Source organism: Streptococcus bouchesdurhonensis, from assembly GCF_948472335.1.
Genome location: NZ_CAOKTW010000002.1, coordinates 23,062 through 36,332 on the forward strand (window position 1 = coordinate 23,062; position 13,271 = coordinate 36,332).

The 13,271-nt window shown below is 38.0% G+C and carries 8 protein-coding genes, 7 pseudogenes and 1 riboswitch; of the genes and pseudogenes, 14 read left to right on the forward strand and 1 reads right to left on the reverse strand.

From position 1 onward, the window contains the following. The first annotated feature begins 160 nt into the window (after positions 1 to 160). The 14 genes and pseudogenes from QMQ21_RS02865 (at position 161) to pyrG (ending at position 10,957) form a co-directional block, all read left to right on the forward strand. Positions 161 to 664 (forward strand): tRNA (cytidine(34)-2'-O)-methyltransferase, encoded by a 504-nt coding sequence (locus tag QMQ21_RS02865; protein WP_000181376.1) that lies wholly within the window; start codon positions 161 to 163, stop codon positions 662 to 664. A 53-nt stretch (positions 665 to 717) separates the two neighbouring features. Next, positions 718 to 936: riboswitch (FMN riboswitch) on the forward strand. A 163-nt stretch (positions 937 to 1,099) separates the two neighbouring features. Continuing rightward, positions 1,100 to 1,661, forward strand: a pseudogene (locus QMQ21_RS02870) (ECF transporter S component). Beyond that, the gene (locus QMQ21_RS02875; RefSeq protein ID WP_000653436.1) at positions 1,651 to 2,301 is read left to right on the forward strand and encodes a phosphatase PAP2 family protein; all 651 of its coding nucleotides are present in this window, start codon (positions 1,651 to 1,653) and stop codon (positions 2,299 to 2,301) included. Before QMQ21_RS02870 ends, QMQ21_RS02875 begins: the two are co-directional and overlap by 11 nt. 111 nt (positions 2,302 to 2,412) lie before the next feature. Next, a complete protein-coding gene (locus QMQ21_RS02880; RefSeq protein ID WP_000525619.1) occupies positions 2,413 to 3,285 on the forward strand; it encodes a helix-turn-helix domain-containing protein in 873 nt (290 codons plus the stop codon). A gap of 199 nt (positions 3,286 to 3,484) precedes the next feature. After that, positions 3,485 to 3,970 (forward strand): hypothetical protein, encoded by a 486-nt coding sequence (locus QMQ21_RS02885; RefSeq protein WP_261813877.1) that lies wholly within the window; start codon positions 3,485 to 3,487, stop codon positions 3,968 to 3,970. Beyond that, positions 3,967 to 4,704, forward strand: coding sequence for a hypothetical protein (locus tag QMQ21_RS02890; protein WP_261813878.1), 738 nt, complete (start codon positions 3,967 to 3,969; stop codon positions 4,702 to 4,704). The genes QMQ21_RS02885 and QMQ21_RS02890 overlap by 4 nt, the downstream gene beginning before the upstream one ends. Before the next feature lie 26 nt (positions 4,705 to 4,730). Further along, positions 4,731 to 4,859: pseudogene (locus tag QMQ21_RS02895) on the forward strand (phosphatase PAP2 family protein); the annotation flags it as partial. A gap of 595 nt (positions 4,860 to 5,454) precedes the next feature. Beyond that, on the forward strand, positions 5,455 to 6,612 hold the full coding sequence (locus tag QMQ21_RS02900; RefSeq protein WP_138700423.1) for an MFS transporter: 1,158 nt from the start codon (positions 5,455 to 5,457) through the stop codon (positions 6,610 to 6,612). A 143-nt stretch (positions 6,613 to 6,755) separates the two neighbouring features. Then, positions 6,756 to 7,452: pseudogene (locus QMQ21_RS02905) on the forward strand (IS5 family transposase); the annotation flags it as partial. A 105-nt stretch (positions 7,453 to 7,557) separates the two neighbouring features. Further along, positions 7,558 to 7,662, forward strand: a pseudogene (locus QMQ21_RS02910) (IS5/IS1182 family transposase); the annotation flags it as partial. A gap of 9 nt (positions 7,663 to 7,671) precedes the next feature. Next, positions 7,672 to 7,794, forward strand: a pseudogene (locus QMQ21_RS02915) (chromosome partitioning protein ParB); the annotation flags it as partial. 4 nt (positions 7,795 to 7,798) lie between these two features. Continuing rightward, positions 7,799 to 8,248 (forward strand): annotated as a pseudogene (locus QMQ21_RS02920) (GNAT family N-acetyltransferase). A 127-nt stretch (positions 8,249 to 8,375) separates the two neighbouring features. Then, positions 8,376 to 8,960, forward strand: coding sequence for a DNA-directed RNA polymerase subunit delta (gene rpoE / locus QMQ21_RS02925; RefSeq protein ID WP_000418412.1), 585 nt, complete (start codon positions 8,376 to 8,378; stop codon positions 8,958 to 8,960). Positions 8,961 to 9,349: 389 nt separating this feature from the next. Next, complete coding sequence (gene pyrG, locus QMQ21_RS02930) at positions 9,350 to 10,957, forward strand: CTP synthase (protein ID WP_000105243.1); 1,608 nt, start codon at positions 9,350 to 9,352, stop codon at positions 10,955 to 10,957. 542 nt (positions 10,958 to 11,499) lie between these two features. Here pyrG and QMQ21_RS02935 read toward each other — a convergent pair. Continuing rightward, positions 11,500 to 13,131: pseudogene (locus QMQ21_RS02935) on the reverse strand (Na/Pi cotransporter family protein). Positions 13,132 to 13,271 lie beyond the last annotated feature (140 nt).

Sequence of the window (13,271 nt, forward strand, 5' to 3'; positions counted from 1 at the left end):
ATTGACAATGATTCTGAAAGTGTTATACTAAGAAAGTAGTTTCGCTGATTTACTTCAAACCTGTTGTGAGGTAAGTTAACGATGCCTTAACCACGCTGTTTGCTGAGCTTGACTCCGGGCAGTGTGGCTATTTTTTTGCAATGGTGAAAGGAAGCAAGTCATGACAAATCACATTGTATTATTTGAACCACAAATTCCACAAAATACAGGCAATATCGCGCGTACTTGTGCTGCGACCAATTCTCCCCTCCACATCATCAAGCCAATGGGCTTTCCTATTGACGACCGCAAGATGAAGCGAGCTGGATTGGATTATTGGGATAAACTAGAGATTTATTTTTACGAGAGTTTGGAGGATTTCATGTCTCATATGAAGGGCAAACTCTATCTGATCTCAAAATTTGCTGAGAAAGTGTATTCTGATGTGGATTTATCGACTGACGAGGACCATTATTTTCTCTTTGGACGTGAAGACAAGGGCTTGCCTGAGGACTTTATGCGAGAACATCCTGAGAAGGCTCTCCGTATTCCCATGAATGATGAACATGTCCGCAGTCTCAATGTGTCTAATACCGTCTGCATGATTGTCTACGAAGCCCTCCGCCAGCAGCACTTTGCAGGTCTTGAGCTCGTTCATACCTATGAAGCAGATAAATTGAAATAAAAAATGAAAATGAACAAAATGCTTGCGCTTGCAAGCGTTTTTTGTTATGATAAAAGAGTCTTCAGGGCAGGGTGTGATTCCCGACTTATGGTAAATTTGACTAGCTATTTTAGCTTTCTCGTCGTTGTCTTGTCTCGATATACTTTAAGTATTATCTTCGACTGCGACGCCTAGATAAATCTAAAATATCTTAGCCAAATAAGTCCGCGAGCGCAAGCTGATGTGGTGAGATTCCACAACCGACAGTATAGTCTGGATGGGAGAAGACGAAAGAATAGCTTTGTCTGTTCTGATAGATTTATAGCTAAACTGTAACCGCTTGCTTGAATTTCCTTAATAGAGTGAGAGGGAACTTTTGGGATATAAAAAGTGAGAATAGATAGAGGAATCCTTTCTAACTTCTTCTGATTTTATAGAAAATTGGAGGAACCTGTTATGACAAACACACGTCGACTTTCGACCATTGCGATCTTATCAGCCATCTCATTTGTGCTGATGTACTTTGACTTTCCGCTCTTGCCAGCGGCATCCTTCCTCAAGATCGAATTTAGTATCTTGCCAGTCCTTGTGGGTCTGGTGGTCATGGATTTGCCTGCTGCTCTAGGAGTGCTCTTGCTTCGCTCACTCTTGAAATTGCTTCTTAACAGCCAAGGAGTGAATACTTACATTGGTTTGCCGATGAATATCGTAGCTTTGGGAGTTTTTGTCATCGTATTTGCTTTGATTTGGAAAAAGGAACGGACAACCCTTCGTTTCCTACTAGGCTCTAGCTGGAACTATTGGTTTAACCTTTGCCATGTTGGTTCTCAACTATGTTTATGCTGTTCCTTTGTACGCTAAGTTTGCTAACTTTGATATTGGAAAAATTTTGGGACTTTCCAACTACCTAATGACCATGGTATTACCTTTTAACTTGATTGAGGGTGTAATCTTTTCCGTTTCATTCTGGTTGTTGTACGTCCTTTTGAAACCAACCTTAAAACACTATGAAAGATAAACAAACATTTTTAATGAAGGGCAGTTTTGCCCTTTTACTTTTCGTTATTCTTGGCTACATGGTCAAATTTTACCCTGAAACGCTGGTCGGTTTTGACCAATTGATTCAAACGGTAGTTCGAGGAGATTTGCCAGATTACTTGACTATTCTTTTCAAAGCCATCACACGCTTGATTGATATCCCAGTGATTATCACTTGGGTTGTTATTACAGCTTTTGTCTTTTATCGTAAGCGATGGAAGATAGAAAGTTTCTTCATGCTGGGGAATTTGGCTTTAGCGGGTCTTTTAATCGTGACCTTTAAAAATATCTACCAGCGCCCACGACCAGCTATCTTACATCTTGTGGAGGAGAAGGGATTTTCCTTCCCAAGTGGGCATTCTCTGGCTGTAACTTTGATGGTAGGTACTCTGATTGTCATTCTCAGTCAACGAATTAAAAATCCAGTCTGGAGAAAAATTGTACAAATCGTCCTTGGCCTCTACCTAGTTAGTGTGCTGGTATCAAGGGTATATCTGGGAGTTCATTATCCATCAGACGTTCTTGCCAGTCTCTGTCTGGGTTTGGGAGTCCTGTTTATCGAATTTCCCTTCTATGACAAGATCCGCTTCCAATGGCGATTTAAAGGCAAGCAGAAGTGATGGAAAAGATAAAAAATTGTACAAATACAAATAGAACCATATGAAATATATACTTGAAACATGTTTTGGTGTTTGATATATTTTAATAAATAAAGCAAGGAGGAAGAAAGTGTGGGTATGCTATTAGCGACACGATTAAAAAATAAAAGAAAGGAATTAAAATTATCTCAAAAAGAATTAGCTGAGGGGATTTGTGAGCAAGGGCAGATTAGCCGTATGGAGCAAGGTAAATATTCACCTGGGTCAGAATTACTCTTTCAACTATCTAAGCGATTGAAGGTGAGCATGGATTATTTCTTTGAAGATACTGAGGTTTCTAGTTTAGAAAATATTGATAAGTTTAAAGAATTATCTAAGAAATTTTTGGATGAGAGGGAATATGAATCTCTCCATTACATCTATGAACTGGAAAAATCTAAACGTACTCGTCTATCTGCTAAAGACCAGATTTATTTGGACTGGATTGATACATTAGTTCAATTCTGTTATTTAAATCATCAAACAGGGGCAGTTGCGAAACTGGAAAAAATACTGTTATCTCTGAAAAAATCTGATTTTTACTATCTACAACTGGGAAATACCTTGGCTAATTTTTATTTTGATATGGGGCAGGAAGACACATATCAGGAACTCTATCAACTTTTAAAAGAGAACCTCCAGTCACTATCTGTTCATCATTTGGAACAGTTAGAATTGATGATTAAATTCCGATATAACTATTGTAGATATTTGTGGTTGAATGAACGAACATCTGAAGCTATAGCAGAAATTACAGAAACGATAGCTATTTGTAAAAGATATAATAGTAGTTATCGATTAGCAGATTTGTATTGTTTATTGGGAAATATAAGCGAGAGCTTTGCTGAAAGGGATAGGATACTAGGTTTTTATCAAGTATCTTATCAGCTTTACAAGCACGAAGAGAACCAGAGAATGATGCTAGAAATTGAGAAGGAAATGAAATTATTGGAAAGTGAAGATTAAGAAAAAGATTTGTATTTTTAGATAACTTAAATTCATATTTCAAAAAAAATAAAAAAACACCATAAAAATTATTGACAAACCAAAATTGATGTATTAGAATATCATCAATAGTTTTTGATTTTGGTATTGGAGCTTTGGGGATATATTGGGCGTTGTTAGGATTTCAATTTCCTTTTGAGCTGAAGAAGGAGGCAATCCAATGAATACTTTTCTGACCAATAAAAATTACCGGATGTTGCTAATTAATCAATGGGTTTCGTCATTTGGTGATACGCTGTTTTATATTTCATTTATTTCTTATGTATCGGGATATAAATTTGCTTCATTAGCTGTTCTTTGTATAACAGTTTCGGAGACTTTGCCGCAGATTTCTCAGTTGTTCACAGGCGTTATTGCCGATTTTCAAAAAAATCGTGTTGCAAAATATATTGCTATATTGGCAAGTAAGTTTCTGCTTTATACTCTATTGACACTGTTTGTAACGGATAAGAACTTTTCTATGGGGATGGTTTTTCTTATTTGTGGCATCAATCTTTTATCAGATACCATGAGTTATTTTGCAGGTGCTATGATTTCTCCTTTGTATGTGAGGATTATAGGAGATGATATGACAGATGCTATGGGGTTTAGACAGGCAACTGCTGGTGTAGTTAATATTCTTAGCAACTTACAGGTGGAGTTTTGATTGGGGTCATCAGTCTTCAGATGTTTGTGGGTTTGAATGCTTTGACCTTTCTTTTTGCACTGTTGGGTGTGGTGTTTATTCGTACTTCTTTGAGAGATATTGAGGGACAGATGGAGGTTAGTAAAAGATTAACCGCAAAATCTTTTGGAGAGCATTTCCTCTATTCTATGAAGATATTGTCAAGTTTTCCAACCATCATCAAATTAATATTCATTGCAGCTATGAACCAAGTGATTTTAAGCATTATTACCCCTTTAACGACTTTGATGTTGATTCATCATCCATTTATCTTCTTTGACACTGGGAAATCCATTGCAGCATTGTCAGTGGTTATTTTTTCAGGAACGATTGTGGGAAGTTTTTTGAGTGGAGGTATCCTAAAAAATATTCCCATAAAAATGATTGTCTACTTTGAAGAAATTATGCATCTCTGTATTCTCTTTTCTTGGTTGATCAATCATTTCCTCCTTTTATTGGTAGTTGTCTTCTTATGCGCAGTTGCAGTAGGAATGATGGGGCCTCGGATTTTCAACCTTGTATTCTCGATGGTTCCAGAAGAAGTCATGGGAACCATCCAGTCAGTGCTTGGAGTATTCAATGTTGTTGTACCAGGAATTCTTAGCATGCTCATCGTTGCCTTAGCGAGTGCTACAAACCTAAAAATCACAGTGCTTCCACTTTTTATTTTTGTATTGACTGCCTTAGCAATTGTGAAAGCAATGAAAATAGAGTAATAGTAGTATGAACTACTGTCTCTTTTTGGGTGGGAGTTCATTACCCATCAGACGTTCTTGCCAGTCTCTGTCTGGGTTTGGGAGTCTTGTTTATCGAGTTTCCCTTTTATGACAAGCTCCGCTTCCAATGGCGATTTAAAGGCAAACAGAAGTGAGTATCGAATTCCCTTGAGGAGAAAGAAATGAAAGTCAATATAGCATATCTTCATCCGACTCAACTATACTTATTAGAAAAATGGACCATTCTGTATTATCCCATTACGCTGATTTAAGTTGGAGGAGCTCTTCCCATGCAACCTTAGAGCTTATAAAGAGTCCGATCAATACCGTCCAGCTAGAAATTAGGAGGAATCAGCAAGTGATTCCCCTGTCCCTCATAGAGTGATTATAAAACCATACGATAAATGTACCTCCTTAATTAATAAAATCAGACTTTACATGTTTAGAGAGATCACTGTTCCCAAGAGATACCATAATTCCTACCGTAAGCAATATTATATTTCTATCTATTTTAGTCACCACCTAAAACTATGATTTTGCAAGAAAGGTTATGGAATTCTCAAGCAATATGGCTAAAATTAGATAGATATACAAAAGGAAAGGTAGAAGCTTTCATATGTATGGTATATCAACACGAGAGCATAGTAATTGCGTAAAATATATTTTTTTGCTATACTAATCAATATTTATTTGCAAAAGGAATGAGTTAAGATAAGCAATAATAATTTTAAATACTTACTTTGCAATCAAATTTTTAACTTGATTGCAAATATTTTTTTCAGTGTAACAATCATCTCAAAGGTTTATTCACAAAGTAATTCTATCAGTGAATCAACATTTGTTTTGATAATAGGAACTATTTCAGCAGTTATAGGAGGTTTGATTGGACCTATTTTTTTAGACAAAATTTCACATAAAAATGTATTGTCGTTTACTAATCTGATTGGTGGGCTAGTTACTCTGTCTTATACCATTATCAGTTCATTTAATGATAGTATTATAATAACCTATTCCACAGTCTTTTTAATAAGCATCACCAATAGTTTTTATACTCCTGCACGTCTAGCTATTGTTCCTAGTATAGTTGATAATGATGCGATAGTAAAAGCAAACGGTCTCACCCTAAGCATTCGTCAATCCGTTCAAACAGCAGGCTGGGCACTTGCAATTCCATTGTCTACGTTACTAGGTTTGCAATATTCATTATATTGTATATCTTTGTGTTTCTTGCTCTCCTCAGTTCTAAGTTTTTATATTCACGTTGAAAAGAATCAACATAAACCAAACTCTTCCAAAAGTTCATATGTATATCAAATTTTTGAAGGTCTCATACCTATAAGGGATAATCCTGTCATCAGGGATATAACTATTATGGATATTATTGAAAATTTTGCAAATGTGATTTGGACATCTTCATACCTCCTAGCATTTACAACCACTATCCTTTTAACAAGTGAAACTTGGTGGGGATACCAGGGTTCAGCATACTTCTTAGGGATTATAGTTGGAGGAGGGGTAATAACAAAATACTCTCATAAACTTCAACATTTTCCAGGAAAATTTTTGTTTATATCATCACTTCTTGTTACACTACTCACACTATTTTACACTGTTAATAGACGCCCTATCATAACAATTATTATTTCTTTTCTAGTCGGCCCCCCTGCACAAATTAGAAATATAATTCAAGAATCAATTATTCAAGAAAAAGTTGATCCTAGTATATTGGCAAGAGCTTTTGCTGCCAGAAGTGTTTTAATGCAACTAATGTATGCTGTAGCGCTAGTTTCATTTAGTTATCTAGCAGACTTAATTGGAATTTTGCCAGTATACTTTATTTCAGTTATCATTTATTTTGCAATTTCATTTATTCCTGTAATATCGTCAGCATTAAAAAAAACACTGTGAAATTATGTATTTTTATGGAGATATAAGACTTCATATATCGTTTTGAGTAGTTTATGAGTACAAGCTATGATAGTTTCCATCTTACTGCCTCCTATTCCATTAGATTAGACTTCCTGCGAAACAATATATGGTATAATAGTTCTATGGATTATGAAGCAAGTGAACAACTAACTGATGCACGATTTAAGCTCCTGGTTGGTGTTCAGTGCACGACTTTTGAAGAGATGTTAGCTGTATTAAAAAGAGATTATCAAGGTAAACACGCAAAAGGGGGACGAAAACCTAAACTAAGCCTAGAATACCTTCTTATGGCGACTTCAATATGTGCGAGAATATCGAACTTATGAAGAAATTGCGGCTGATCTTGGTATTCACGAAAGCAACTTAATCCGTCGGAGTCAATGGGTTGAAGTAACTCTTGTTCAAAGTGGTTTTACGATTTCAAGAACTCCTCTCAGTTCTGAGGACACGGTAATGATTGATGCGACGGAAGTAAAAATCCATCGCCCTAAAAAACAATTAGCGAATGATTCTGGTAAAAAGAAATGCCACGCTATGAAGGCTCAAGCGATTGTCACAAGTCAAGGGAGAATTGTTTCTTTGGAGATCACTGTGAACTATTGTCATGATATGAAGTTGTTCAAAATGAGTCGCAGAAATATCGGACAAGCTGGTAAAATCTTGGCTGACAGTGGTTATCAAGGGCTCATGAAGATAGATCCTCAAGCACAAACTCCACGTAAATCCAGCAAACTCAAGCCGCTAACAGCTGAAGAGAAAGCCTGTAACCATGCGCTATCTAAGGAGAGAATCAAGGTTGAGAATATTTTTGACAGAGTATAGTAGATTGAAACTAGAATAGTACACCTCTACTTCTAAAACATTGTTAGAAATCGATTTGACTGTCTTGATTGATTTGTCCTGTTCTTATTTCATCTCACTATGAAAACGTTTAAAATATTTTCAACAACCTATCGAAATCATCGTAAACGCTTCGGATTACGAATGAATTTGATTGTTGGTATTATCAATCATGAACTAGGATTCTAGTTTTGCAGGAAGTCTATTTACTCTGTTTTTGATTTAGAAGATCGTATCCTAGCTCAAGATGGGTATGAAGCAAAATGGTATAACTGGTGTGATGGTTTTAATCAAGCAGCAACTCTTTTGTTGAAAAGGTAGTGCATTGTGTCTTGTTCCTTATTATAAGGTCAATCATTGTGAGGAAGCTTTTGCTTGGTATCAGGATGTGAACTTGGTTTACCTCGTAGATGGGGTGAAGCTTCCTTACAGTCAAGCGACCTTGGAAGCCATGTATTTCTATTTGGATCGGCATGGTGAGCCTTTTTGGATTGAAGTCAAGGAGAAGGGAGAATGGTTTCCAATTGGGGATATTACACTATCTCAGGATAATCTCCCCATTGTGATTGGGAATTCCGCTTACCAACATCGAGGACTTGGAAAAAAGATTCTAAGTGCTTTGATTGAATTTGCTTGAGTAAAAGGATGGAAAGAATTGAGAGTTAAGGAAATCTACACCTACAATCATGCTTCTAGGAGGTGTTTCAAGTCGCTTGGATTTGTGGAAAATGGAGCAACAGAAAAAGGAAGGAGTTTTATATTGGAATTAGTCTAATCCTGCCACTTTCTCCCCCTTAACCTTTGACTATTCCGCAAAATTATCGTAAAATAAAGAGTAAATGATAAAATGAGGTCAGAGTCTGTTTGCTCTGGCGATAGTAGTATAAATGAGGAGAAACGCTTTGGAATTAGAAGTATTTGCTGGGCAAGAAAAAAGTGAACTATCTATGATTGAGGTAGCGCGTGCTATCTTGGAACTTCGTGGTCGCGATCATGAGATGCATTTTAGCGATCTTGTAAATGAAATTCAAAACTACCTTGGAACATCAAACAGCGATATCCGCGAAGCTTTGCCTTTGTTCTACACAGAGTTGAACTTTGACGGTAGCTTCATCTCACTTGGGGACAACAAATGGGGTCTTCGTTCATGGTATGGTGTGGACGAAATCGACGAAGAAATCATCGCTCTTGAAGAAAATGACGACGATGAAGTAGCACCAAAAGCTAAGAAAAAACGTGTCAATGCCTTTATGGATGGTGATTCAGATGCCATTGACTACAATGCAGATGATCCAGAAGACGAAGATGCATACGAAGCAGATTCAGCTCTTTCATACGATGATGAAAATCCAGATGATGAAAAAAATGAAGTGGAAGCTTATGATGCAGAAATCAACGAAATCGCTCCAGATGACTTGGGAGAAGATGTGGATCTCAACGAAGACGACGAGTTTTCAGATGATGATGCTGAAATCATCGAGGAATAAAAGTTAGCTATTGACAATTATCCTATTTTTAGGTATCATATTGTTCGGGCACCTCTTTTAGAGGTCGGAGCTCCCTAGTTCTTAGGGAGCTATTTTTGTTTTTACAAGAAGTTATCTTCTTGTATTTTATACTCAATGAAAATCAAAGAGCAAACTAGGAAACTAGCCGTAGGCTGCTCAAAACACTGTTTTGAGGTTGTAGATAAGACTGACAAAGTCAGGAACACATATCTACGGCAAGGCGACGTTGACGCGGTTTGAAGAGATTTTCGAAGAGTATTAGTTGTGAATCTGGTGCAGTCGTCCCAGATTATTCTTATTAGTAGGGTCTTGTTTTCTATGTCCCCACGTAGTTAGCAAGACCTTGAGCACTTTAGAAAGAGGAATCTATGTCTACGAAATATATTTTTGTAACTGGTGGTGTGGTATCGTCTATTGGGAAAGGGATTGTGGCAGCGAGTCTGGGCCGTCTCTTGAAAAATCGTGGTCTTAAAGTAACCATTCAAAAATTTGACCCTTATATCAATATTGATCCAGGAACTATGAGTCCTTACCAGCACGGGGAAGTTTTTGTGACAGATGACGGAGCTGAGACAGATTTGGACTTGGGTCACTATGAACGTTTCATCGATATCAATCTCAACAAATATTCCAACGTGACAACTGGTAAAATTTACAGTGAAGTTCTTCGTAAGGAACGTCGTGGAGAATACCTTGGGGCAACTGTTCAGGTCATTCCTCATATCACAGATGCTTTAAAAGAAAAAATCAAGCGTGCCGCTCTAACGACCGACTCTGATGTCATTATCACAGAGGTTGGTGGAACTGTTGGAGATATCGAGTCCTTGCCATTCCTAGAGGCCCTTCGTCAGATGAAGGCGGATGTGGGTGCGGATAATGTTATGTACATCCATACAACCTTGCTTCCTTACCTCAAGGCCGCTGGTGAAATGAAGACCAAACCAACTCAGCACTCTGTAAAAGAATTGCGTGGATTGGGAATCCAACCAAATATGTTGGTGATTCGTACAGAAGAGCCAGCTGGTCAAGGAATTAAAAATAAACTGGCCCAGTTCTGTGATGTGGCACCAGAAGCCGTTATCGAATCGTTGGATGTCGAACATCTTTACCAAATTCCACTGAACTTGCAGGCACAAGGTATGGACCAAATTGTCTGTGACCATTTGAAATTAGACGCACCAGCAGCGGATATGACAGAATGGTCAGCCATGGTGGACAAGGTCATGAACCTCAAGAAACAAGTTAAGATTTCCCTTGTTGGTAAGTATGTGGAGTTGCAAGATGCCTATATCTCAGTGGTCGAAGCCTTGAAACACTCTGGCTATGTCAATGATGTAGAAGTTAAAATCAATTGGGTCAATGCCAATGATGTGACAGCAGAGAATGTAGCAGAACTCTTGTCTGATGCGGACGGGATCATCGTACCAGGTGGTTTTGGTCAACGTGGTACAGAAGGGAAAATCCAAGCCATCCGCTATGCGCGTGAAAATGATGTTCCAATGTTGGGAGTCTGCTTGGGAATGCAGTTGACATGTATCGAATTTGCTCGTCACGTTTTAGGACTCGAAGGTGCCAATTCTGCAGAGCTTGCACCAGAAACAAAATACCCTATCATTGATATCATGCGTGATCAGATTGATGTTGAGGATATGGGGGGAACCCTTCGCTTGGGGCTTTATCCGTCTAAGTTGAAACGTGGCTCTAAGGCAGCAGCTGCTTATCATAATCAAGAAGTGGTGCAACGCCGTCACCGTCACCGTTATGAGTTTAATAATGCCTTCCGTGAGCAGTTTGAGGCAGCAGGTTTTGTCTTTTCAGGAGTTTCTCCAGACAATCGTTTGGTAGAAATCGTGGAAATTCCTGAAAATAAATTCTTTGTAGCGTGTCAGTATCACCCTGAACTGTCAAGCCGTCCAAACCGACCAGAAGAACTCTACACTGCCTTTGTTACTGCAGCGGTTGAGAATAGCAATTAGCAAAATCAGAACCTTTGAGAAAAATCTCAGAGGTTTTTTTGCATACGATGGATATTGCAGTATATCTGAGGTAGGAGTCCTCTGTGTGTACCTGCTACCGTTGAAATCAATAGCGACTCCCTCTTGCCCTGTGCTAGTGAATGGATTTATCAGTATATTGAAATGAAATAAAATCTGAACAAATTAATTCGTAAAGCCAAATTAATTTCTAGCAAAGTTTTAGGAACTGGATTGTATCATGAATTGAAATAAGATGTGAACATCTCTATCAGAAAAGTCAAATTAATTTATAGAAATATTTTAGCAGTCAAGATGGACTGTTATAGATTCAATACACTATACTTTTTTAATTTAATCCATTATAGTAAAATGAAATAATAACAGGACAAATCGATTTCTAACAATGTTTTAGAAATAGAGGTGTACTATTCTAGTTTCAATATACTATATATCTGCAGAATACTCTTTCAGTTTCATTCAGCCTAGTCTTGCTTAGGAAAAAGTAAGAAGCCATCCAATTATGATGGATAGCTTCTTGGTTATTAGATTTGTTCTGCAAAAACCTTTTCAGCAAGGTTCATAGCGTGGTCTGATACACGAGTGTAGTGTGAGATGATGTCGATAAAGTTGACCCCAGCTTGTGTTGAACATTCGCCCTTGTTGAGGCGTTTGATGTGGGTTTTTCTGAGAACACGTTCTATCTTATTGATTGCTTCATGACGTTCTACAAGACTGCGTGCTTTTTCAATATCATTGTTTTCCACACTATCCAGAGCATCTTTGATAAAGTCACTAGTTTGACGATAAACTTCCTCTAATTCTTTCAAGGCGGCATCAGAAAATTCAACATTTTTACGTTGAAGATAGTCAGTCAGATTGAGTAGAGCCTCCGCGTGGTCTCCAATCCGTTCCAAATCACGGGAGGAATCAAGGATATTGGTGAGCACTTCGCTTTCTTTTTGACTGAGAGCTTCGCTTGAAAGGGCAATGAGATAACGTGTTAATTGCTCATCGATGGTGTTAATGGCTTCTTCGGTTTTATGCCCTTTTTCAGCAACTTTTTCATCCAAGTCAATGATATACTTATAGGAAAGGTCAAAGGCTTTGGCAGCGTAGTTTCCTAAATGCAAGAGCTCTTTCTTAGCATTTCCGAGAGCGATAGATGGGGCTTGTTTGATGAAATGCTCATCAAGATATAAGGGTTCATATTTGACAACCTCGTCCTCTCCAGGAATAATCTTGGTTACAAAGTAAGCCAGAGCTCCGATAAATGGAAATTGGACAATGGTATTGGTAATATTAAAGGTTCCGTGAGCAAAGGCGATGGTCATTTCTGGTGCTAGATTTAGCGTAGCTTCAAACCAATGAATCAGGGCTGTAAAAGGAACTAGAAAAATAACGCAGACGACTGTTCCGATAACGTTGAAGGCAACATGAGCTCCTGCTACCCGTTTAGCTGCAATATTAGCACCTAAAGAGGCAATGATGGCTGTAATGGTTGTCCCGATATTGTCACCAAATAGAACTGGCAAAGCTCCTTGCAGGTCAATGAGATTGCTGGCGTAGAGGTTTTGTAAAATCCCGATGGTAGCCGAGGAAGCTTGAATCAGTAAGGTCAAGCCGGTACCGACAAAGACACCCAAAACAGGATTCTTACTTAGCTCAATCATATAGTCCTTAAAGACCTGTAAATCCTTGAGTGGAGCCATTGCACCGCTCATAAGATTGAGGGCAAAAAAGATACCACCGACACCAAAGAGGATGCGTCCGATATTATTGACTGTCCGATTTTTCGTAAAAAAGAGACAGACAGCACCGATAAAGAGCATAGGTAGGGCATAGTCACCTAGTTTAAACCCAATAAGAAAGGATGTGACTGTTGTCCCGATATTAGCCCCCATGACAATTCCGATAGCCTGACGTAAGGTTAGGAGACCGGCACTGACCAGGCCGACTGTGATAACTGTTACACCAGAACTAGACTGAATTAGAGCAGTCATCCCAATACCAACCAGAACTCAAAAGAAAGGATTACTAGTATATTTGTCAAGGTAAAAACGAAGGCGATCTCCAGCAGCTTGTTGCAAACCGTCTCCCATGGTCTTGATACTATATAAGAATAGTCCCAGACCACCTAAAAAGTGAAATAAAATTTCCTGCCAATTAATGGACATTTCTTTTTCCTCCGAAAAATAATCGCGGAATATCTCCTATTCTATTTTAAAGGATAAAAGTAAATCTAACAAGTGTTAATGTCAAGTTTGTAAAAGAAAATTATAATTGATAAGTGTATTATTTTTAAGAGTTTTTAACC

Coding starts and splice junctions, on each gene's coding strand:
- QMQ21_RS02865 (WP_000181376.1), top strand. CDS start 161: ATGACAAATCACATTGTATTATTTGAACCACAAATTCCACAAAATACA.
- QMQ21_RS02875 (WP_000653436.1), top strand. CDS start 1,651: ATGAAAGATAAACAAACATTTTTAATGAAGGGCAGTTTTGCCCTTTTA.
- QMQ21_RS02885 (WP_261813877.1), top strand. CDS start 3,485: ATGAATACTTTTCTGACCAATAAAAATTACCGGATGTTGCTAATTAAT.
- pyrG (WP_000105243.1), top strand. CDS start 9,350: ATGTCTACGAAATATATTTTTGTAACTGGTGGTGTGGTATCGTCTATT.